Origin of the sequence: Streptomyces sp. NPDC096132 (assembly GCF_044763345.1) — a bacterium.
In the GTDB taxonomy this organism is placed as follows: Bacteria; Actinomycetota; Actinomycetes; order Streptomycetales; family Streptomycetaceae; genus Streptomyces.
In genome coordinates this window covers 297,956-319,605 of sequence record NZ_JBIWGA010000004.1, presented here as the reverse complement: position 1 = coordinate 319,605, position 21,650 = coordinate 297,956, and the positions used below count along the sequence as shown (strand labels likewise).

Below are 21,650 nucleotides of genomic sequence, written 5' to 3'. Positions count from 1 at the left end.
CGCGCCGGTGGGCCGCGCCCCGCGATCCGCGCCGGTGGGCCGCGCCCCGCGATCCGCGCCGGTGGGCCGCACCCCGCGATCCGCACCGCTGGGCCGCGCCCCGCGACCCGCACCGGTGGGCCGCGCCCCGCGACCCGCACCGGTGGGCCGCACCCCGCGATCCGCACCGCTGGGCCGCGGCGCCGGACACGACGGCGCCGTGGCCCGCGCCCGCCCGAGTACGCTGCCCGGGGAACCGTCTCGGAGCGTGATGAGCACACACTGGCAGCGCAGGGCAGCGACCCGTCCGAAAGCCGTCGAAGCCGCGACGCCGGTCCTGCTGCTCCTCCTCACCGTCTCCGGTGTCCTCCTCACCCGGGCGCTCGTGCCCGGGCCGCCGCCCGTGTGGCCCGGCGTCGCGCTCGCCGCCGTCGCCTGCGCCGCCCTGCTCCGGCGCCACGACCGTCCCCTCCCGGTCCTCGCCGTCACCCTGCTGTGCGCCATGGCACTGGGCGCCCTCGGCTACCTCCTGACGCCCGGGGTGATCGGCCCGCTGCTGGTCGCGCAGTACGCGGTGAGCGTGCGCGCCTCCCGCCGGACCACCGGGATCAGCGTGCTCGCGGCCGCCGCGGGCATGGTCGTCGCCGGCCTGTCGGTGACCTCGTTCCGCGACTCCCTGGTCCTCGCCGTCGTCAACCCGACGGCCTGGGTGCTGCTGTCGGCGGTCTTCGGCAGCTATGTCCGCGTGCGGCGCGAGTACGCCGTGGCCCGCGCCGAGCACGCCGCCCGCGAACGGGAGGAAGAGGCACGGCACCGGGTGATCCAGGAACGTATGCGCATCGCACGGGAACTGCACGACGTCGTCGCCCATCACCTGACCCTGGCCGACGCCCAGGCCGGCACCGCGGCCCACCTCTCCCGGACCGACCCCGACCAGGCCTTCGAGATCGTCGCCAGACTGCCGGAGTCCACGGCCGCGGCCCTGCGCGAACTCAAGGCCACCGTGGGACTCCTGCGCCAGGACACCGACCCCGCGGACGAACTGGCCCCGGCGCCGGGACTGGCACAGCTGCCCGCCCTGGTCGACGCCTGCTCGGCGGCCGGCCTCACGGTGACCGTCACCACCGAGGGGCGACCCCGCCCGCTCACGCCCGTGCTGGACCTCACGGCGTACCGGATCCTCCAGGAAGCACTGACCAACGTCACCAAGCACGCCGCCACCCGCACCGCGCAGGTCCGGCTGGCCTACACCCGCCGGCACCTGACCCTCACCGTCACCAACGACACCCCGCCCGAGCACCCCACGGCCGCACACCGCTCCGGCGGCGGCTTCGGACTGCTCGGCATGCGCGAACGCGCGACGGCGGTGGGCGGTACCTTCCACGCCGGCCACCTCCCGCGGGGCGGCTTCGAGGTCGCCTGCGCCCTCCCACTCGACCGCCACGCCGAAAGCCCCGCCCCATGACCATCCGCGTCCTGCTCGCCGACGACCAGGCCCTGCTCCGGGCCACCTTCCGCATCCTCATCGACTCGGTCGAGGACATGACGGTGGTCGCGGAGGCGGCCGACGGCCAGGAAGCCGTCGACCTCACGGCCACGCACCACCCCGACGTGGTGATCATGGACATCCGCATGCCCCACCTCGACGGAGTGGCGGCCACCGCGGCCATCTGCTCCCGACCGGAGCTGACGGACACCCACATCCTCGTCCTCACCACCTTCGAGAACGACGCCAACGTCGCCAAGGCCCTGCGCGCCGGTGCGAGCGGCTTCCTCGGCAAGGGTGTCCGCCCGGACGAGCTGCTGTCGAGCATCCGTACCGTGGCGGCCGGAGACTCCCTCCTCTCGCCCGCCGCCACCCGGGCCCTCATCACGCGCTTCCTGGCCACCCCGGACACCGACGGCTTCCTCGCGCTCCCCGACGCCGTCAAAGCCCTGACCGACCGCGAACGCGAGATCACGATCCTGGCCGCGTACGGCAGGTCCAACGCCGAGATCGCCGACCACCTGGTCCTGAGCCCCCTGACCGTCCGCAGCCACATCCAGCGCGCCATGACCAAACTCCACGCCCGCGACCGCGCCCAACTCGTGGTCGTCGCCTACCAGAGCGGCCTGGTGAAACCGCATCCCCGCACCTGATGCCGACGGACCCGCCCGCACCGGGGGCGGACGGGGCGCGGCGGCTTCCACCGGTCGGATCGTTCCGGAAAAAATGGCCTATTGCCTCGTCCGAGTGACAGCGAACCGTTCTGACACAGCCTCATCCGTAGTACGCAACTCTCATTCCTGTCGGACACACCTGCTGTCCGGGTGCAGTCGTGGAGGTGTGGGTTGGCTCATGCCACAGTGCGCGATCCCAGCGAGTACCGGGTGACCGTGGCCCGGCCCGGCACATCACGTGCCGGGCCGGGCCGCCGTTCAGAAGTCCCAGCTCTGGCTCCGCGCTCCGTTGCAGCTCCAGCTCACCAGGAGCTGGCCGTTCTCGGGCCGGCCGCCCAGGATGTCCAGGCACTTTCCGTTCATCCGGTTGCGGATCTCGCCACCGTTGCGGAACCACCTCTGGGTGCTGGAGCCGTTGCAGTCCCACGTGTCCACCGAGCCCAGGTCACCCGGATGGGACGCGTAGATCTCCAGACACTTTCCGTTCATGCCGGAACGGATCTGCTCACCGTCCCAGCGCCACTGCTGGTTGGTGTTTCCGTGGCAGTCCCACGTCACGGTGGAGGCGCCGTTCTCCTGATGGAACGCGAAGACGTCGACGCACCTGCCGTTCAGGTTGGACTTGAGCAGTGGTGCCGCGGCGTGGGCCGGCGGTCCCGTCAGGGCACTGCCGACCGCGAGCCCGATCGCCGCCAGCAGCGGCACCAGTCGTTTCGCAGCGTTCATTCTTTCCCTCCGCATAGCCGGTGCGCGGTTGCGCAGACCCATGCCTACCTGCCGGGGTTTGTCCGGCGCCGGGCCGACGGCGCCGGACAACAACAGCCGGACAACCACCCCACAGCGCGGCTGCGCGACGGCTCACGAAAGGAAGGGCATGCCACGCGCCGAACGCCCGCTCGACCTGGACAGCGGTCCGCTGACGCGTTTCGCGGCCGACCTGCGGAGGCTGCGCGAGACGGCGGGACGGCCCCCCTACCGGACCATGGCCAAAAGGGCCCACTACTCGTCCACGACGCTGTCGGACGCCGCGGGCGGGCGCGCGTTCCCGAGCCTGAGCGTCACGCTCGCGTATGTCGAGGCGTGCCAGGGCGACCGCCGTACGTGGGAATCCCGTTGGCACACGGTCGCCGCCGAGATCGCCGCAGGAGCGCAGGGCGAGGGGCCTGAGGGCGCCGAGGAAGCCGAGGAAGCCGGGGAGACCGGCCGGCAGAGCACGCCGTACGCCGGGCTGTCGGCGTTCCAGCCGGAGGACGCCGACCGGTTCTTCGGGCGCGAGCGGCTGACCGACGAGGTGCTCGCCAAGGTGCGTGACCGCCGGTTCCTGACGGTCTTCGGGCCGTCCGGATCGGGGAAGTCCTCGCTGCTGCGGGCCGGGCTCGTCGCCCGCGCGCGGGCATCGGGGTGGCCGGTGATGCTCTTCACGCCGGGTCCCCACCCCGTGGAGGAGTGCGCCGTGCGCCTGGCCGCGGCGACGGGAGAGGCCCCCGGCGCGCTGCTGACCGAGCTGCGCGACGACCCCGGCGCACTGCACCTGCGGATCCGGCAGGCCACGATCGACCGCGCGCCGGACATCGACACACTGATCGTGGCCGACCAGTTCGAGGAGGTCTTCACCCTCTGCCGGGACCGGGACGAACGGGACGCGTTCATCGCTCTGCTGATCGCCGCCACCACCGCGCCGACCAGCCGGACCCGGGTGGTACTCGGCGTGCGCGCCGATTTCTACGGCCACTGCGTCCAACACCCCCGGCTGGTCGAGGCGATGCGGGACGCGCAGCTCGCCGTCGGCCCGATGAGCAGCCAGGAGCTGCGCGAGGCCATCACCCGGCCGGCCAGGCTCGCCGGCTGCACGGTGACCGGCCCGCTGCTGGCGGCCGTCGTCGCGGACGCGACCGGTCAGCCGGGTGCGTTGCCCCTGGTCTCCCACGCGATGGTGGAGACCTGGCGCCGCCGCAGCGGCAGTCGCCTGACCCTGGACGGGTACCTGGCGGCCGGCGGAATCCAGCACGCGCTCGCGCAGAGCGCCGAGACCGCCTACCGGGCGTTGTCGCCGGTGCAGCGGAACCTCGCCAGATCGCTGTTCCTCCGGCTGACCGCGCTGGGCGACGGCACCGAGGACACCAGGCGCCGCATCACCCCGGACGAGCTGGACCCGTGCCCCGACACCGCCCTCGTGCTCGAATCCCTCGCCCGGCAACGGCTGGTGACGCTGGACGAGAACTGCGTCGAGATCACCCACGAGGCGATCATCCGGTGCTGGCCGAGGCTGCGCGGCTGGCTGACCGAGGACCGGGACCGGCTGCTCCTGCACCGGCAGCTCACCGACGCGGCCGCCGGCTGGGAGGCGCAGGGCCGCGACCCGCACGCCGTGTGGCGAGGGGCCCGCCTCGCCGCGGCACTGGACCTGGCCGCCGCGGACATCGGCCGGCTGACCACCAGGGAACGGAGCTTCCTCGACGCGAGCAGGGACGCGCAGGCCGGCGAGCTGGCGGCGGTCCGACGGCGGACGGTCCGCCTGCGCCAACTGGTCACGCTCCTCACCGTGCTGGTGGTCACCGCGGCCACCGCGGGCGTACTGGCCGTCGGCTCACGCAACTCGGCCGTCCAGCAGCGCAACGTGGCCCTCGCGCGAAAGGCCGCCGCGGACGCGGCCGAGATACGGCGGCAGAACCCCGCGCTCGCCGCGCAGCTGAACCTCGCCGCCTACCGTCTCGCCCCCACGGCGGATGTCCGCGAACAGCTGATGAACACCGTCGCGACGCCGTACACGAGCCGGCTCACCGGCCACACCTCCGACGTGGTCTCGGTCTCCTTCGCCCCTCGGAGCACCGTCCTGGCCACCGCGAGCTGGGACCGCACGGTCCGGCTGTGGGACGTCGGGAACGCCCACCGCCCCGTCCGACTGGCGGTCCTGAAACAGCCCCGGCGGCTGCTGTCGGTGGCGCTCGGGCAGGGCGGCCGTGTCCTGGCGGCGGCGAGCGAACGAGCGGTGCGGCTGTGGGACGTGGCGGACCGGCGAGCGCCCGTGGAGCTGAGCACCCTGCCGGATCAGCCGGCCACGCCGACATGGGTGGCGTTCCGGCCCGACGGCGACATCGTCGCCACCGGCCACACCGACGGCGCGACGCGGCTGTGGAACGTGAAGGACCCCCGGCGTCCGTGGCGGCTGGCCACCCTCCCCGGCCACAGCGGCGTGGTCACCTCGGCGGCGTTCAGCCCGGACGGCCGCACCCTGGCGACCACCGGCGACACCACCGCCAGGCTGTGGGACGTCGCCGATCCCGCGCATCCGCGCCACCTCGACGTGCTGCGCGGACACACCGACACGGTGACCTCGGCGGCGTTCAGCCCGGACGGCCGGACCCTGGCGACCGGCAGCTGGGACCACACCGCACGGGTCTGGCGCCTCGGCGGCGGCCCGCGGGCGCGGCCACCGGCCGTCCTGGTCGGCCATTCCGCGATCGTCTGGTCGGTGGCGTTCCACCCCGACGGCCGGACACTCGTCTCGGCCGGCGGGTCCACCCTGTTGTGGGACGTCACCGACCCGGCACGCCCGAAGCGCGTCAGCATGATCCCCGGTGGGGTCTACCAGGCCGCGTTCAGCCCGGACGGCCGCAGGCTCGCCGTCTCCGACCGGCTGCTGGACCTGCGGGACCTGTCGCTCGGGACCCACGACGACGTGGTCACGTCCCTGGCGTTCGCGCCCGGCGGCCATGTGCTCGCCAGCGCCAGCTGGGACGGCACCGCACGGCTGTGGCAGGTCACCGGCGGCCGGGCCCTGTGGTCGCTGGCGGTCCTGCGCGGGCACACCAGGTTCGTCCGGTCCGTGGCCTTCAGCCCGGACGGGCGCACCCTCGTCACCGGCAGCGAGGACGGAACCGCCCGCGTCTGGGACGTGACCGAGCCACGCAGACCGCGGCTCAGATCGATCCTCTCCTGCGACGCCGGTGAGGTCGCCGGGGCCGCCTTCGCCCCCGGCGGCCACGTACTGGCCGTGTGGGCGCAGCAGGAGGCCGGACTGTGGGACCTGACCGATCCAGGCCGGCCCCGGCGGCTGAGCCGGATCGCCGAGGGCGGGCCGCATGTCACGACGGCGTCGTTCCGGCCCGACGGCCGCACCCTGGTGACGAGCACGGGCGAGTCCGGCTCGCTGCGGTTCTGGGACATCACCGAGCCGCGCCGCCCCCGGGAACTCCCGTCCCCGTTGCGGTCCGACCCGCTGACCCATGGCGTCTTCAGCCCCGACAACCGGAGCCTGGCCGCCGTCCACCGGCCGGACCGGACGGTCTGGCTGATCGATGTCGGCGACCTCGGCCACCCGCGGAGGGTGGCGCGCCTACGGGCGTCCGGCTCCTGGCTCTACGCGTTGGCCTTCTCCGCGGACGGGCGCCGGCTGGCGGCCGGCGCCGCGGACGGCAAGGTCCTGCGATGGGACGTGAGCGGTGCGGCTGCTCCCACCGTCCTCACCGGCCACTCGAATCCGGTACCGGCCGTGGCGTTCGGCCCGCACGGCGACACCCTGGCCACCGGCGGCAACGACTTCACCCTCCGGCTGTGGGACACCGGCCTGGACCGGGTCGCCGCCCGCATCTGCGACAGCGCGTACCCACGGATCACCGGAGCCGAATGGGCACGCTACTTCCCGGCGGCGGACTTCGACCCGCCGTGCCCCGCCACGTGATGCTCCGAAGGCGCTCAGATGTCCCGGAAGATCTCGATCTGCGCCCCGATCGAGTTCAGCCGCTCGGCGAGATCCTCGTAACCGCGGTTGATGACGTACACGTTGCGCAGGACGGATGTGCCCTCCGCCGCCATCATCGCGAGCAGGACGACCACGGCGGGGCGCAGGGCCGGGGGGCACATCATCTCGGCGGCGCGCCAGCGGGTGGGGCCCTCCACCAGGACCCGGTGCGGGTCGAGGAGTTGGAGGCGGCCGCCGAGGCGGTTGAGGTCGGTGAGGTAGATCGCGCGGTTGTCGTAGACCCAGTCGTGGATGAGGGTCTTGCCCGACGCGACGGCCGCGATGGCCGCGAAGAAGGGGACGTTGTCGATGTTCAGGCCGGGGAACGGCATCGGGTGGATCTTGTCGATCGGCGCCTCCAGCTTGGAGGGCCGGACGGTGAGGTCCACCAGCCGGGTGCGGCCGTTGTCGGCGCAGTACTCGGGCGTGCGGTCGTGGTCGAGGCCCATCTCCTCCAGGACCGCGAGCTCGATCTCCAGGAACTCGATGGGGACGCGACGGACCGTCAGTTCGGACTCGGTCACCACGGCCGCGGCCACCAGGCTCATCGCCTCGACCGGGTCCTCGGAGGGGGAGTAGTCCACGTCGGCGTCGATGTCCGGCACCCCGTGCACGGTGAGGGTGGTGGTGCCGATGCCCTCGACCCGTACGCCCAGGGCCTCCAGGAAGAAGCACAGGTCCTGGACCATGTAGTTGGAGGAGGCGTTGCGGATGACGGTCACGCCGTGGTGCCGGGCGGCGGCCAGCAGCGCGTTCTCGGTGACCGTGTCCCCGCGCTCGGTCAGCACGATCGGCCGGTCGGGGCGGACGGCCCGGTCGACGACCGCGTGGTACTGGCCCTCCGTCGCCGCGATGTCGAGGCCGAACCGGCGCAGCGCGATCATGTGCGGCTCGATCGTCCGCGTCCCCAGGTCGCAACCGCCCGCGTACGGCAGCTTGAAGGCGTCCATACGGTGCAGCAGCGGGCCGAAGAACATGATGATGGACCGGGTGCGTACGGCGGCCTCGGCGTCGATCGCGTCCATGTCCAGCGCGGCCGGCGGCACGATCTCCAGGTCGACCCCGCCGTTGATCCAGCGGGTGCGGACGCCGATGGAGTTCAGCACCTCGAGCAGACGGTAGACCTCCTCGATGCGGGCGACCCGGCGCAGCACCGTGCGCCCCCGGTTGAGCAGGGAGGCGCACAGCAGTGCCACGCACGCGTTCTTGCTGGTCTTCACGTCGATGGCGCCGGACAGCCGACGGCCGCCCACGACCCGCAGATGCATCGGTCCGGCGTAGCCCAACGACACGATCTCGCTGTCCAGCGCCTCACCGATGCGAGCGATCATCTCAAGGCTGATGTTCTGGTTGCCGCGCTCGATCCGGTTCACGGCGCTCTGACTGGTGTTGAGCGCCTCGGCCAGCTGTGCCTGTGTCCAGCCCCGGTGCTGCCGGGCGTCACGGATGAGCTTGCCGATGCGTACGAGGTAGTCGTCTGCCATGAGGCTGAGGTTATCTCAGATATGAGATGGCGCCTCTTGGGGGGTCCATTCGGGTGACATCCCGTCAACGGCGCCTGGTCGTCCGGGTCCGGCGCCACCCGAAAGGTCCGGGCAAATCGATCGATGTCGTACGACGTCCGGTGCTGCTGCGGGTGTGCCGCGGGCCGTGCCGGCCGCCACCCGTGGTGAGGGACCAGGAACGCCGGTTGATGTTCAGCCGCACCCCCGGGAGGATGCGGAAGCTCTTGCGGAAGGTGAGGGGCATGGGGCCTCCTTCTGTTGTCGCCCTTCGCTCGTCGCCCTTCCGCTGTCGTCTACCCCGGGTCGGGCGCCTCATGGGTGCGCGGCTTGCGCCAGGTCCTGATCTCGGTCGGTGGCGGGTGTTCCGCGAAACGGCCGTCCGGTGACGCCTGCCCGAGTGCGGCGCGCAGGTCCCGCTCGAACTCCGCCAGTCGGTCGCCGTACAGGTGCGGGGCCGAGTAGGACCGGGAGAACGCCCAGGACACGAGGTCGTCCGTGGTGCGGACCGCCACGTCCCCGGCCGGCACGACCAGGCGTCCCGCGTGCTCGAAGCCGGCCCCGGCCAGGATGCGGTCCTCCCCGCCCGGGGTGCCGTCGACGAGCATCCCCTGCCCCGCGCGGCGGACCGGCCCCAGGTGCTGCCGCACCAGATCGTGGATCCGCGCGTACGGGGGAGCGGGCAGCGGCAGGGGGGTCGGCGGGGTGGGCGGGTCCTGGAGGTCGCTGATGTGGACGAGCGTGCCGCCCGGCTCCAGCATCCGCAGCACGGTGGCGGCGACCCGCTCGCGGTCCGTCCAGTGGAAGGACTGGGCGAACACCACCACCCGGAACTCGCCCAGGCCGGCGGGCAGATCCTCCGCGCGGGCGGCCACCCATCGAGCGTTGCCCACCCTCTGGCGCCCGGCCCGTCGCTCCGCCTCGGCCAGCATGTCCTCGTCCGGGTCGAGTCCGACCGCCTCGGCGAAGAACCGCGCCAGCGGGAGCGTCACGATGCCGGGTCCGCAGCCGACGTCGAGGAGCCGGCCCCGGCCGTCCAGTCCGAGCGCCGTGGCCAGTTCCTCGGCGAAGCCCGGGGCGTACGGCAGTCTGCCCCGCTCGTAGTGGGCCGCGCTGCCCTGGAACAGGGTCCGGTCCCACTGCCATCCCTCAGGCATGTCGTTTCCCCTCCACGAGGAGGAGCCTAGGGGGTGTGACGAGCCCGGGCATGACCATCCAGCCCCCATGTACTAGAGTTATCTCGACATCGAGATATCTGCCGAGGCGCACCGCAGCCGCCACCCTAGTAAGGGTTACCTAACTTAGCCTGACCTTAGCGGATCGGCCAAGCCCGCGTGGCGGCAGGATGCGGTGGTACGCGCACATCAATGAAGGAGACCGTCGTGTCGGCGAACAGCTTCGACGCCCGCAGCACGCTGCAGGTGGGCGACGAGTCGTACGAGATCTTCCGCCTGGACAAGGTGGAGGGCTCGGCCCGACTCCCCTACAGCCTCAAGGTCCTGCTGGAGAACCTGCTCCGCACGGAGGACGGCGCGAACATCACCGCCGACCACATCCGCGCCCTCGGCAACTGGGACTCCCAGGCGCAGCCCAGCCAGGAGATCCAGTTCACGCCGGCCCGCGTCATCATGCAGGACTTCACCGGCGTTCCCTGTGTCGTCGACCTCGCCACCATGCGTGAGGCCGTCAAGGCGCTCGGCGGCGACCCGGCGAAGGTCAACCCGCTCTCCCCGGCCGAGATGGTCATCGACCACTCCGTCATCGCCGACAAGTTCGGCACGAACGACGCCTTCAAGCAGAACGTCGACCTGGAGTACGGCCGCAACAAGGAGCGCTACCAGTTCCTGCGCTGGGGCCAGACCGCCTTCGACGACTTCAAGGTCGTACCGCCCGGCACCGGCATCGTCCACCAGGTGAACATCGAGCACCTCGCCCGGACCGTCATGGTCCGCGGCGGCCAGGCGTACCCCGACACCCTCGTCGGCACCGACTCGCACACCACCATGGTCAACGGCCTCGGCGTCCTCGGCTGGGGCGTCGGCGGCATCGAGGCCGAGGCCGCGATGCTCGGCCAGCCGGTCTCCATGCTCATCCCGCGCGTCGTCGGCTTCAAGCTGACCGGTGAGCTGCCCACCGGCACCACCGCCACCGACCTCGTGCTCACCATCACCGAGATGCTGCGCAAGCACGGCGTCGTCGGCAAGTTCGTCGAGTTCTACGGCGAGGGTGTGGCGGCGACGAGCCTCGCCAACCGCGCCACCATCGGCAACATGTCCCCGGAGTTCGGCTCCACCGCCGCGATCTTCCCGATCGACGACGAGACCCTGAACTACCTCAAGCTCACCGGCCGCTCCGAGCAGCAGGTCGCGCTCGTCGAGGCGTACGCCAAGGAGCAGGGCCTCTGGCTGGACCCGAAGGCCGAGCCGGACTTCTCCGAGAAGCTCGAGCTGGACCTGTCCACCGTCGTCCCGTCGATCGCCGGCCCGAAGCGCCCGCAGGACCGTATCGTCCTCGCGAACGCCGCCGAGCAGTTCAAGTCGGACGTCCGCAACTACGTCGACACCGTCGACGAGGCCGGCCAGGAGTCCTTCCCGGCCTCCGACGCCCCGGCCGTCGCCCCGAACGGCGCCCCGTCGAACCCGGTCACCGTGACCGCCCCCGACGGCTCGACGTACGAGATCGACCACGGCGCGGTGACGGTCGCGGCCATCACCTCCTGCACCAACACCTCCAACCCGTACGTCATGGTCGCCGCCGCGCTCGTCGCGAAGAAGGCCGTGGAGAAGGGCCTGACCCGCAAGCCGTGGGTCAAGACCACCCTCGCCCCGGGTTCGAAGGTCGTGACGGACTACTTCGACAAGGCCGGGCTGACCCCGTACCTCGACAAGGTCGGCTTCAACCTGGTCGGCTACGGCTGCACCACCTGCATCGGCAACTCCGGCCCGCTGCCGGAGGAGGTCTCCAAGGCCGTCAACGACCACGACCTCGCGGTCACCTCGGTCCTCTCCGGCAACCGGAACTTCGAGGGCCGGATCAACCCCGACGTCAAGATGAACTACCTGGCCTCCCCGCCGCTGGTCGTCGCGTACGCCCTCGCGGGCTCCATGAAGGTGGACATCACGCGCGACGCCCTGGGCGCCGACCAGGACGGCAACCCGGTCTTCCTCAAGGACATCTGGCCCTCCGAGGCCGAGGTCAACGACGTCGTGGCCAACGCCATCGGCGAGGACATGTTCTCCAAGTCCTACCAGGACGTCTTCGCGGGCGACGCCCAGTGGCAGGCCCTGTCGATCCCCACCGGCGACACCTTCGAGTGGGACGCGGAGTCGACGTACGTCCGCAAGCCCCCGTACTTCGAGGGCATGACGATGGAGACCACCCCGGTCTCCGACATCACGGGCGCCCGCGTCCTGGCGAAGCTGGGCGACTCGGTCACCACCGACCACATCTCCCCGGCCGGCGCCATCAAGGCCGACACTCCGGCCGGCAAGTACCTCACCGAGCACGGTGTGGAGCGTCGTGACTTCAACTCCTACGGCTCCCGCCGAGGCAACCACGAGGTCATGATCCGCGGTACCTTCGCCAACATCCGCCTGCGCAACCAGATCGCGCCGGGCACCGAGGGCGGCTACACCCGCGACTTCACCCAGGCCGACGCTCCGGTGTCGTTCATCTACGACGCGTCGCAGAACTACCAGGCCGCCGGCACCCCGCTGGTCATCCTGGGCGGCAAGGAGTACGGCTCCGGCTCGTCCCGCGACTGGGCCGCGAAGGGCACCGCGCTGCTCGGCGTCAAGGCCGTCATCACCGAGTCGTACGAGCGCATCCACCGCTCGAACCTCATCGGCATGGGCGTCCTGCCGCTCCAGTTCCCGGCCGGCCAGAACGCCGACTCGCTCGGCCTGACCGGCGAGGAGACCTTCTCCATCACCGGCGTGACCGAGCTGAACGACGGCACCACCCCGAGCACGGTCAAGGTCACCACCGACACGGGCGTCGAGTTCGACGCGGTCGTCCGCATCGACACCCCCGGTGAGGCCGACTACTACCGCAACGGCGGCATCATGCAGTACGTGCTGCGCAGCCTGATCCGCAAGTAAGGTTCCAGGCAGGCAGGTTGAGGGCCGCGTCCCCGGGCCACCGGGGACGCGGCCCTTCGCCGTACGGGCTCACACCCACCCGCGCTGCGCCGCCCGCACCCCCAGCTGGAACCTGCTGGCCGCCCCCAGCCGCTCCTGCAGCTCACTCACCCGCCGCCGCAGGGTCCTGAGGCTCACCCCCAGATGCCGGGCCACCGCCTCGTCCTTCATCCCGGCCGTCAGCAGCCGGACCAACATCGCTTCCTCCTCGGACAGTTCACTGTCCTGCACGGGCAGGCCGAGGGGAGTCGCCTGCTGCCAGGCCATGTCGAAGAGCTGCTGCAGCGCCTCGGTCACCGCGGAGTGCCGCACCACCACACAGCAGTACCCGCCCGCCGCGGACGCGGTCAGCGGAAGCAGCGCCCGGGACCCGTCGACCACCAGCAGCTTGACCGGTACCGAGGGCAACACCCGGGCCCGCTCGCCGAGTTCACCCATCCGCAGGGCCTGGGCCAGCACCTTCGGATCCTCCAGGGCGGTCGCCGCGTAGATCCCCCGGGAGATGATCCCGCGGCGGAGCAGATCCGCCTGGAGATCCTGCTGCGGGGCGGGCGGGGCGAGATACGGGGGAGTGTCGAAGAGACACACCTCGCGCTCGGCCCGCGCGTACAGCTCCTCCAGCCGGGCCGCGATGGCGCCCTCGCCGGACACCACCTCGACCAGCCGGTCCGGCTCCTCGCGCAGCAGCCCCGCCTCGTACGCGGTCGCCAGTTTCTCGGCCGTCGACGCGAGCAGCTCGGACTCCGTCTCGCGCCGCCGGATCAGGGCCCGGACCGCCACCCGTGGGTCCACCGCCCGCATCCCGCCCATGGAGTCCGGCGGCTGCAGCAGCCCGAGCGCGAGTAACCGGTTGCAGGCCTCGCGGACCTGGGCCGCGGACTCGGCGCCCGTCAGCAGCGCCCAGCCGGCCGCCCCGGCATCGGGCTGATGGAGGATCGCCTGGTAGACGAGTTCCTCGAACGCGGAGACCCCCACCGCGGCCCAGGGGCCCGCGGCAGGGGTCTGCGTTGCCGTGTCGTATGCGGTGTTCACCATGTCCCGGCACGGTAGAGGATCTTTGTTAAGGCTGAAGGCGCATCCCTCAGGCCCGCCTCAGGCCCGCCTCAGGCCTGCTTCAGGCCTGCTCCATGCCTGAAGCAGGCCCGCTCCAGGCCTATTTCAGGCCGAACGCCCGCAGCACGGTCTGGTCGATCCCGTTGCCGTCGCGGTCGGTGGCCCGCACCCGCAGCGACACCGTCTCGGCGCCCTTCGCGGGCTTGAACCGGGCCTTGCCGTCCTCGACCTTCACCGCCTTCCAGGACGTGCCGTCGTCGTAGGAGACCCAGGCCTTCAGACCGCGTGCCTTCACACTGCCCAGCTGGTTCGACAGCGGCAGCCCGACCTCCAACTGCTCGCCGCGCTTCGCCCGGTTGAGCAGGTCGAGACCCTTGGGCGCGATACCGACCGTGAGCAGCGGCAGCGCCGTCTCGGTCGCCGTGTGCGCCGAGGCGAAGGTCCACTCGGTGTGCGTGCTCGTGGAGTACTTGGCCCAGGCCGCCCGGCGCTGCACGTCCAGATCGAAGCGGTACGACGCGTTGTCCGCCGGCACGTCGAAGACGCCGTACCCGCCGAGCGTCGAGTCACCGATCAGCTGCCCGTCCGCGTAGAGCTTGCCCTTCGCGGTGTTGTCGATGCCGTCGATGTTGCCGTAGTGACCCGGCGTGGAGTCGGTCAACTCCGCCACCCGGAAGGTGAGTTTGTCACCGGTGCGCTGGGAGACGCCGTACTCCTGGCTGGTTCCCGGCCGGATGACCTGGCGCAGCCAGTTCTCGGACGGTGCCGTGCCCGGCTTGCTGAAGACCTGCAGCGGGCTCCACTGCCCCCGCAGCGTCGCCCAGTTCGGGTAGACGACGTGCCAGGTACGGGTGTCGGGGTCGGCATAGTAGTACTCGTCGCGCTCCGTGCCGAGCTCGGTCTCCACGCTGCTCTCGATGCCGAAGCGCTGCCAAGGGCGGAACGTGTACACGGTGTCCGCGCCGATCTCACCGGCCGTGGCCCCGTAGTAACGGGCCCTCTTCTTCACCGTGGTGGACTTGTTCAGGTCGAAGGTCTGCTCGGCGGAGATGGCGCCGCTCTGCGCCGCGAGCAGGTTGTAGACGTACGGACTGGTCGGCGTGCCCTTCAGCTTCAGGGTGACCTTCTTGCCGGTCTTCAGCAGCTCGCCGAGCCTGGCCCCCTCCTCGCCGGTCGCGATCATCAGCGGAACCGTGGTCGCGCGGTCGACGGCCTCGATCCAGAAACCGGCCTTCTTGCGGTAGGCGATCAGGTAACCCGCACCGGCCTTGGTCGCGTTGTCCAGGGCGCTCTGCGCCCGCTCCGTGGCGTCGAGCGCGACCACCGCCACCTTGCCCTTGACGTCGAGCCCCGCGAAGTCGGCCTCGGTACCGGCGCCCGCGTCCACCGCCTGCACCTTGTGCTCACCGCTGAACTTCAGCGGGAAGTCCTCGTACGTCTGGGAGTAGTAGAGCGAGGACAGCTCGGTCTTCTCCGGGCTGGTGACACTCGCCGTCAACTCCTTCGCGTACAGCCGGAACTTGGCGTAGAACTCCAGGGATCCCACGGAGACCTGCTTCGTCGGAGCCACATAGATGTGGTCGGTCCAGAAGCCCTGGCTGTAGGTGAGACCCCAGGAGCTGCCCGGCCCCTCGCGGTGCCAGCTGGTGCTGAAGCCCTTGAACTCGGAGTCCTCCTTGGTCTTCGGCTTGATCTCCACCGCCTCACGGGCGTCGAGGACGACCTCGGTGTTCCCGTTCACCTTGATCTCGGGATTGCCGACGACCGAGGTGCCGACGGCGATTCCGCCCCCGTCCCGGTCCGGGATCCAGGTGGAGATCGAGTACGTCCCGGCCGGCACCTGCCACGTCCAGCCGCTGCCGATGTAGCCGTACTCGGTGGGGTAGGCGCCGTTCAGCTCCTGGAGCGAGTAGATCGACGCCCCGGTGGACGGCTTGCCGTCGCGGCCCAGGACCGAGACCTTCAGGTCGTAGGTCTTCGGCGCCTTCTCGAAGCCGACGGCCGTGGTGACCTGGACGCCGTCGGCGGTCGCCGTGATGTGGCCCGTGTACCGGCCCTGGGCCTCCGCCTCGGGGTCGAGACCGACCGGGACCGTGGCGGTGCCCCGCGCGGGAACGGTCACCGTGCCGGCGCCCACCGTGACGTCGGCGAGCGAGGACGCGATCTTCAACTCCACCGCCTTGTCGGTGGTGTTGGTGTAGGTGATGTCCTTGTCGACGACGCCGGTGTCACCGTCCGAGAACTTGCCGAAGCTGAGCGTCGGCGTCGCGAAGACGTTCTGCTCGACGGCCCGCACGGCGTCGACCCGTCCGTCGCCCTGCTCGAACACCGAGTTGGTGGCGTTCGTCTTCGCCGTGCTGGCCAGGGCCTGCTTGATCTGCTGCCCGGTCCAGTCCGGATGCGCCTGAACGACCAGCGCCGCCGTACCCGCGACATGCGGGGTGGCCATCGAAGTACCGCTGGCCACCGTGTAGTAGTCGTCGACCGGCGTACTGCCGGGCATGGAGGTGCCGACGGCGCGGGCCGCGGTGATGTTCACGCCCGGCGCGGTGATCTCCGGCTTGACCGCGGAGTCACCGAGGCGCGGGCCACGGCTGGAGAACGACGCCAGTTTGTCGGACTTGTCGACCGCGCCCACCGTCAGCGCCGAGTCGGCGATGCCCGGGGTGCCGACGGTCTGCTCGCGCGGGCCCGCGTTGCCCGACGCGATGACGAAGAGGGTCCCGGTGGACGCGGACAGCTCGTCGACGGTCTCACTGAGCACGTCCGAGGGGCCGGACGCCGTACCGCCCAGCGACATCGAGACGATCTTCGCTCCGGAGTGCGCCGCCCACTCCATGCCCGCGATGATCCACGAGGCCTGGCCGGAGCCCGTGTTGTCCAGCACCTTGCCGACCAGCAGCTCCGCGCCCGGCGCCACGCCCTTGAACCTGCCGTCCGAGGCGGCGCCCGAGCCGACGATCGTGGACGCCACATGGGTGCCGTGACCGAAGCCGTCCTGCACGCTCTCGTCCGGTACGAAGGTCTGCGACTCGGCGATCTTCCCGGCGAGATCCGGATGCCCCAAGTCCACGCCCGTGTCCAGGACCGCGACCTTGACGCCGGTGCCGTCGTAGCCCGCGCGCCACACCTCGGGCGCGCCGATCTGCGGCACGCTCACATCCAGGGACGCCTTCACCTTGGCGTCCAGCCAGATCTTGTCGATGCCCTCGCCGAGCCGCTTCGCGGCCGTGGAGGTGGCCTTCGTACCCAGGGCCGGGGCGATGTCCGCCCAGAAGGCGGTGGACTTCTTCGCGCTCAGCGCGGCGCCGTCGATCCCGGGCAACGCCAGCGTCCGGCGCGCGCCCTCGGGGGTCGCACTGCCCTTGCCGTAGGTGGCGATCACCGGCGTGACACCGGTCTTCGCGTCCGCGTACCCCTGCGCGACCAGCTGGGTGACGTTGAACAGGGCCGGGTCGAGCCGGCCGGCCTGGATCAGCGGAATGGCGTCCGCGGGCAGGACGCTGATCTCGCCGTTCTGCTCGCTGGACAGGAAGGTGGCGGCCTCACGGCCCTTGCCACGGCGGACGTCGACGGCGGACTTGCCGTCCGGGCCGGTGGTGAGCGACACCGTGTCGCCGGTGATGAGGGTGACGATCTGCGGTGCGGTGGTGCGCGTGCCCGTGGGTGCTGTGGTGACCGAGGCTCCGAAAGCGGCCGCCGCGGGCGGGATCGCCCCCGCGAGCAGTCCGGCGGCCGCGGCCCCGGCCCACAGGGCATGGAGTCTTCGCATGGGTGGACGTCCTCCCCTGAACGTGTCAGACCTCCGCCGGTGGGCGGAAGCCGGAGTTCAGACTGGGCGCCGAGTCACAGCGGGCTCAAGGGAATCCGGTGGCCGAAGCGTGCCAACGCCCCCTTCGGTCACGGCAGTCGGCACACTCCCTCCCGCCCCGCAGACACCGTCGTACCTGGTGGACGGTCATTTCACACGGCTGCGGCTCAGGCTGAACACAGCGTTCCCCCAGCGAACCGGGACAGGATCAGGACATGGCTGGCATCTCCGGTACCCGCAGCGGACGGGTTCGCGTCCTGATCGTCGATGACGAACCCGCGCTCACCGAAGTGCTCTCCGTGGCCGTCACGGAGGCGGGCTGGCGCGCCTACCCGGTGCTCGACGGGCACAGCGCGCTGCGCGAGGCCCGGCGCTGCGTCCCGCACGCCGTCGTCCTCGACGGCATGCTGCCCGACCTGGACGGCATCCAGGTCCTGCGCCGGCTGCGCTACGAGAACCCCGAGCTGCCCGTCCTCATGCTCACCGCCCGCGACGCCATCGAACACCGTATCGACGGGCTGGAGAACGGCGCCGACGACTACGTCACCAAGCCGTTCTCCCTGGAGGAGGTCGTCCTGCGGCTGCGCGGACTGCTGCGCCGCTCCGGTGCCGAACGCACCCGCACCGACGACTCCGTACGCGTCCTGGGCGACCTGGTGCTGGCCGCCGAGTCCCGGGAGGTGCACCGCGACGGGGTCCGCGTCGCACTGACCGCCAAGGAGTTCGACCTGCTCGGGCTGCTGATGGAGAATCCCCGCCAGGTGCTGAGCAAGGCGCAGATCCTGGACCGCGTGTGGAGCAGCTCCTTCGACGGCGGCGGCAACCTCGTCGAGGTGTACATCTCCAGCCTGCGCCGCAAGCTCGACCGGGGCCGGGCCCCCATGATCCACACGGTGCGCGGACTCGGCTACGCCATCAGGCCGGCGGAGGACGGGAGATGAACGTCCGCGGGCCCCGGGCCCGTTCCCTGCGCACCCGTCTCCTCCTCTTCATCACCGCCGTCCTGGTCGCCGTGTGCGCCGCGATGGCCCTCACCACCGTCTTCGCCCAGCGCGCCTATCTGCTGGGCAACCTGGACGACCGGGTCACCAACGCAGCCGAGCGCAGCCTGGGCGGGGCCTCGCTCCACCCCGACCTCACCGGCGACCTGACCTTCCTCAACGAGAGCGGCCACCCGGCCGGGATGCTCGCCGCCCGCCTCGACGCCGACGGCACCGTCCTCGCGGCGGCGACGGTCGGCCAGGACGCCCCGCCGCAGGGTCTCAACCGGGCCCAGACCGCCGTGCTGTCCGGCATCGGCACCGACGGCTCCTTCCACACCAGGACCGTCCCCGGCCTCGGCACCTACCGCATCACCGCCCTCGACAACAACGGTGTCCGGGTCCTCACCGGCCTGCCGATGGACGACGTCCAGGACATGATCAGCGGCCTGGTGGTCATCGAGGCGGTCGTCGCGGCGCTGGGCCTGACGGCGGCGGGCTGCGTCTGCGCCGTGGTCATACGACGTCAGCTGCGCCCCCTCGGCCGGGTCGCCGCCACCGCCGTCGAGGTCTCCCACGCTCCGCTGTGCCGGGGCGAGGTCACCGGCCTCACCCGGGTCCCCGAACGCGACACCGACCCCGGCAGCGAGGCCGGCCAGGTCGGCGCCGCCCTCAACCGCATGATCGACCACGTCGAGTCCTCGCTCGCCGAACGCCAGCGCAGCGAGGAGCGGGTGCGCCGCAGCGAGGAACGCATGCGCCGCTTCCTCGCCGACGCCAGCCACGAACTGCGCACCCCGCTCGCCTCGATCGCCGGGTACGCGGAGCTGATGAACCGCGGCACCGACCGCGTCGCACCCGACCTGGCCTGGCGCCGGGTGACGGCCGAGTCGGCCCGCATGACGGGCTTGGTCGAGGACCTCCTGCTGCTCGCCCGGCTCGACGAGGGCCGACCGCTGCAGTCCGCCGAGGTGGACCTGGCGGCGCTGGTCGCCGAGGCGGTCTGGGACGCCCGGGCCGCGGGCGGCGACCACGACTGGCAGCTGGAACTCTGCCTCGACACCTCCCCCCTCGTCCTCGGCGACGAGGCCCGCCTCCACCAGGTCGTGGCCAACCTGCTGGCCAACGCGCGCGTGCACACACCGGCGGGCACCGGCGTCGTGGCGATCGTCGAGGCGAGGGACGGCCTGGGCACGATCCGCGTCCGCGACGACGGCCCCGGCATACCGCCCGACCTCCTCCCCACCGTCTTCGAACGCTTCACCCGCGCCGACACCTCCCGCGCCCGCGCCACCGCGGGCACCGGCTCCGGCCTCGGCCTCGCCATCGTCGCCGCGATCACCGCGGCCCACGGCGGCCGCATCGACGTCCACAGCGAACCCGGCCGAACGGAGTTCACGGTGGAACTGCCCCTGAACGGTGACACGGGGGCGGACACCCTGACCTTCAGCTCGCGCGCCTCACTGCTCTGACGGCCCCGGCACGGCCGCACCGTTGCCCGAAGCCACGGCCTGCGGGAGCCTGGTGACGCTCCGCCGCACGACCGCGGATCCGGGGACGAGGCGACCATGCCGTTGGTACCGCTGGAACCCGGCCGGGAGGACTGGCTCACCCAGGACGAGGTCGCCCCCCCCCGTGGGGCGTGCGCCGCGTCGCCGTGATGAGGGTGGCCATCCTGGCCGACATCCCGTACGAGGTACGTCACGGCGAGTCCCGCGGGATCTACGGGGGCGACCCGCCCACCTGCCGCTTCTCCCCGGAGGAGGCCCGGCGTGTGGCCCTCGACCTGCGGGAGGGCCGCCTCGAAATCGACCCCTCCTGGCTCCCCGACACCCCGGAAGGCCGGGAGGCCGAGCGCCGTCTGAACCGCGCGGGCCGGCACGGCGACCTCGTCTTCGCGGGTTTCTTCGCGGCCGTGATGCCGGCCGCGCTGATCGGCCTCCTGGTGCGCTGACCATGCGCCGAACCGGAGCCCTCCACGATCACCTCGGTGGTATTCCTGGAGACGATCCACACCGCGGTGGTCATGGACAGAGCAGCCGGAGAGGACCTCGATGCAGAACACGGGTGACTTGATCGCAGACATCTACGCGCTCGGCACCGGGCCGTGGACGATGACGCCCGTCACCCGAGGCGCGCTCGGGCAGATCTGGAAGCTGTCCGGAAACCGCTCCTCATGGGCGGTCAAGGAACTCCTGTTCGGCTGTGACGAGCAGGCCGTCGAGCAGGAAGCCGCACTGCGCGACACGGCCGAGGAACTCGGGGTCCGCGCACCCCGGCTCCTGCCCAACCACGGCGGCACCTACGTCTCACAGCTCCCGGCCACCCTCGGGGGCTCGTACGTGAAGCTGTACGACTGGATCGACGGACCCCGGGCGGACCCCTCCGATCCCGGGAACCTGAGCTGGTGCGGCCGGACCCTGGCCCTCCTGCACCAGGCGGGCGAGGGAGCGAGCAGGGCCCCGGACGCCTGGTACGAGGAGTGCCACCCGCCCACCGACTGGGCGGAGTTGCACCGGAAGGTCGAGCGGGCCGGGCTGCCCTGGTCCGACGAACTGGGCCGCTTCATCACCGGCCCGGCGGCCGAACTGGCCGCGTACGTCACGCCGTCCGGCCCCGACGACGTGGTGATCTCGCATCTCGACATCCAGCCTCAGAACGTGCTGATCGGCCCGGCCGGCCCGGTCCTCCTCGACTGGGACAACGCCGGACCGATCTCGGCCGAACGAGAACTCGCCCATGTCGTGTACGTGTGGTCGGGCGGACCTCGATGCCACGCGGACTCCGCCCGGCGCCTGGTGCGCGCGTACCGGGAGGCGGGAGGCCGCGCCGTCGTCAAGAGCCCGGAACCGTTCTCGATGCTCTTCGCCACGGCCCTGAACTACGTCTACGTCCAGGCCGAATGCGCGGTCGACCCGACCGTGACCGACGCACAGCGCGAGTTCGCCGCCGGCCAAGTCGTCGCCTCGCTGGGGAGGGTGCCGGACCTCACCGCCGTCTCCCGGCTGACGGAAGCCCTCGAGACGGAGTGGTGACCGGGGGCCGCCGCCCCGCTTCAGCTTCCCCTCAGCTTCCCCACCCAAAGCCGTCCCCGCCCGGCAGTCCGTCACGGACAGGCAACGACTACGGCAAGGAGCTCCTGCGCCGGCACCTGCTGACCTCGCCGCACCACCACTGACGTCCGACGGGTCCAAGAGCGCCGTACGAGACCGTTTACAAGTGGGCCGTACGGCGCTACCTTCCGCCACAGGTGAGGTGGGAGCGCTCCCATATGGAGGGCCCGAC

14 protein-coding genes are annotated in these 21,650 nt (G+C 71.5%); 8 read left to right on the top strand and 6 right to left on the bottom strand.

The window, feature by feature from the left end:
* Positions 1-250: 250 nt before the first annotated feature.
* The gene (locus ACIRF9_RS12050) at positions 251-1,444 is read left to right on the top strand and encodes a sensor histidine kinase (RefSeq protein WP_403819515.1); all 1,194 of its coding nucleotides are present in this window, start codon (positions 251-253) and stop codon (positions 1,442-1,444) included.
* On the top strand, positions 1,441-2,118 hold the full coding sequence (locus ACIRF9_RS12045; RefSeq protein ID WP_403819513.1) for a response regulator: 678 nt from the start codon (positions 1,441-1,443) through the stop codon (positions 2,116-2,118). Before ACIRF9_RS12050 ends, ACIRF9_RS12045 begins: the two co-directional genes overlap by 4 nt.
* A 279-nt stretch (positions 2,119-2,397) precedes the next feature.
* Here ACIRF9_RS12045 and ACIRF9_RS12040 read toward each other — a convergent pair whose 3' ends face one another.
* Positions 2,398-2,865: an RICIN domain-containing protein gene (locus ACIRF9_RS12040; protein WP_403819512.1), complete on the bottom strand. Its 468-nt coding sequence runs from the start codon at positions 2,863-2,865 to the stop codon at positions 2,398-2,400.
* A gap of 148 nt (positions 2,866-3,013) precedes the next feature.
* Between ACIRF9_RS12040 and ACIRF9_RS12035 the strand changes: the two genes are divergently transcribed.
* Complete coding sequence (locus ACIRF9_RS12035) at positions 3,014-6,820, top strand: hypothetical protein (protein WP_403819510.1); 3,807 nt, start codon at positions 3,014-3,016, stop codon at positions 6,818-6,820.
* Positions 6,821-6,834: 14 nt separating this feature from the next.
* On the opposite strand, the gene ACIRF9_RS12030 is transcribed toward ACIRF9_RS12035, so the two are convergent.
* The 3 genes from ACIRF9_RS12030 to ACIRF9_RS12020 form a co-directional block, all read right to left on the bottom strand.
* Positions 6,835-8,364 carry a UDP-N-acetylglucosamine 1-carboxyvinyltransferase gene (locus tag ACIRF9_RS12030; protein ID WP_403819508.1) on the bottom strand — a complete coding sequence of 510 codons (1,530 nt, stop codon included), beginning with the start codon at positions 8,362-8,364 and terminating at the stop codon, positions 6,835-6,837.
* A gap of 64 nt (positions 8,365-8,428) precedes the next feature.
* The gene (locus tag ACIRF9_RS12025; protein ID WP_403819506.1) at positions 8,429-8,629 is read right to left on the bottom strand and encodes a DUF4236 domain-containing protein; all 201 of its coding nucleotides are present in this window, start codon (positions 8,627-8,629) and stop codon (positions 8,429-8,431) included.
* Between the two features lie 49 nt (positions 8,630-8,678).
* Entirely contained in the window at positions 8,679-9,539 is an 861-nt protein-coding gene (locus ACIRF9_RS12020; RefSeq protein ID WP_403819504.1) for a class I SAM-dependent methyltransferase, read from the bottom strand.
* Between the two features lie 225 nt (positions 9,540-9,764).
* On the opposite strand from ACIRF9_RS12020, the gene acnA reads away from it, so the two are divergent.
* Entirely contained in the window at positions 9,765-12,482 is a 2,718-nt protein-coding gene (gene acnA / locus ACIRF9_RS12015; RefSeq protein ID WP_403819502.1) for an aconitate hydratase AcnA, read from the top strand.
* A gap of 69 nt (positions 12,483-12,551) precedes the next feature.
* Here the strand turns inward: acnA and ACIRF9_RS12010 are convergent, their stop codons facing one another.
* Both ACIRF9_RS12010 and ACIRF9_RS12005 read right to left on the bottom strand, forming a co-directional pair.
* Positions 12,552-13,556, bottom strand: coding sequence for a helix-turn-helix transcriptional regulator (locus ACIRF9_RS12010; RefSeq protein WP_403819500.1), 1,005 nt, complete (start codon positions 13,554-13,556; stop codon positions 12,552-12,554).
* Positions 13,557-13,674: 118 nt separating this feature from the next.
* Positions 13,675-17,346, bottom strand: a complete 3,672-nt coding sequence (locus ACIRF9_RS12005) for a S8 family peptidase (RefSeq protein WP_403819498.1) — start codon at positions 17,344-17,346, stop codon at positions 13,675-13,677.
* Positions 17,347-17,600: 254 nt separating this feature from the next.
* Between ACIRF9_RS12005 and ACIRF9_RS12000 the strand changes: the two genes are divergently transcribed.
* The 4 genes from ACIRF9_RS12000 to ACIRF9_RS11985 all read left to right on the top strand — a co-directional run bounded on the left by ACIRF9_RS12000 (position 17,601) and on the right by ACIRF9_RS11985 (position 21,400).
* Positions 17,601-18,326: a response regulator transcription factor gene (locus tag ACIRF9_RS12000; protein WP_403819496.1), complete on the top strand. Its 726-nt coding sequence runs from the start codon at positions 17,601-17,603 to the stop codon at positions 18,324-18,326.
* Positions 18,323-19,837 (top strand): ATP-binding protein, encoded by a 1,515-nt coding sequence (locus tag ACIRF9_RS11995; protein WP_403819494.1) that lies wholly within the window; start codon positions 18,323-18,325, stop codon positions 19,835-19,837. The genes ACIRF9_RS12000 and ACIRF9_RS11995 overlap by 4 nt, the downstream gene beginning before the upstream one ends.
* Positions 19,838-20,025: 188 nt before the next feature.
* The gene (locus tag ACIRF9_RS11990) at positions 20,026-20,319 is read left to right on the top strand and encodes a hypothetical protein (protein ID WP_403819492.1); all 294 of its coding nucleotides are present in this window, start codon (positions 20,026-20,028) and stop codon (positions 20,317-20,319) included.
* 100 nt (positions 20,320-20,419) lie between these two features.
* Complete coding sequence (locus ACIRF9_RS11985; RefSeq protein ID WP_403819490.1) at positions 20,420-21,400, top strand: phosphotransferase enzyme family protein; 981 nt, start codon at positions 20,420-20,422, stop codon at positions 21,398-21,400.
* Positions 21,401-21,650 lie beyond the last annotated feature (250 nt).

Bases quoted from the DNA above. Each gene is read 5' to 3' on its own strand.
- ACIRF9_RS12045 (WP_403819513.1), top strand. From the start codon at position 1,441: ATGACCATCCGCGTCCTGCTCGCCGACGACCAGGCCCTGCTCCGGGCC.
- ACIRF9_RS12005 (WP_403819498.1), bottom strand. From the start codon at position 17,346: ATGCGAAGACTCCATGCCCTGTGGGCCGGGGCCGCGGCCGCCGGACTG.
- ACIRF9_RS12050 (WP_403819515.1), top strand. From the start codon at position 251: ATGAGCACACACTGGCAGCGCAGGGCAGCGACCCGTCCGAAAGCCGTC.
- ACIRF9_RS12025 (WP_403819506.1), bottom strand. From the start codon at position 8,629: ATGCCCCTCACCTTCCGCAAGAGCTTCCGCATCCTCCCGGGGGTGCGG.
- ACIRF9_RS12010 (WP_403819500.1), bottom strand. From the start codon at position 13,556: ATGGTGAACACCGCATACGACACGGCAACGCAGACCCCTGCCGCGGGC.
- ACIRF9_RS12040 (WP_403819512.1), bottom strand. From the start codon at position 2,865: ATGAACGCTGCGAAACGACTGGTGCCGCTGCTGGCGGCGATCGGGCTC.
- ACIRF9_RS11985 (WP_403819490.1), top strand. From the start codon at position 20,420: ATGCAGAACACGGGTGACTTGATCGCAGACATCTACGCGCTCGGCACC.
- ACIRF9_RS12035 (WP_403819510.1), top strand. From the start codon at position 3,014: ATGCCACGCGCCGAACGCCCGCTCGACCTGGACAGCGGTCCGCTGACG.
- ACIRF9_RS12030 (WP_403819508.1), bottom strand. From the start codon at position 8,364: ATGGCAGACGACTACCTCGTACGCATCGGCAAGCTCATCCGTGACGCC.
- ACIRF9_RS12000 (WP_403819496.1), top strand. From the start codon at position 17,601: ATGGCTGGCATCTCCGGTACCCGCAGCGGACGGGTTCGCGTCCTGATC.
- ACIRF9_RS11995 (WP_403819494.1), top strand. From the start codon at position 18,323: ATGAACGTCCGCGGGCCCCGGGCCCGTTCCCTGCGCACCCGTCTCCTC.
- ACIRF9_RS12020 (WP_403819504.1), bottom strand. From the start codon at position 9,539: ATGCCTGAGGGATGGCAGTGGGACCGGACCCTGTTCCAGGGCAGCGCG.
- ACIRF9_RS11990 (WP_403819492.1), top strand. From the start codon at position 20,026: ATGAGGGTGGCCATCCTGGCCGACATCCCGTACGAGGTACGTCACGGC.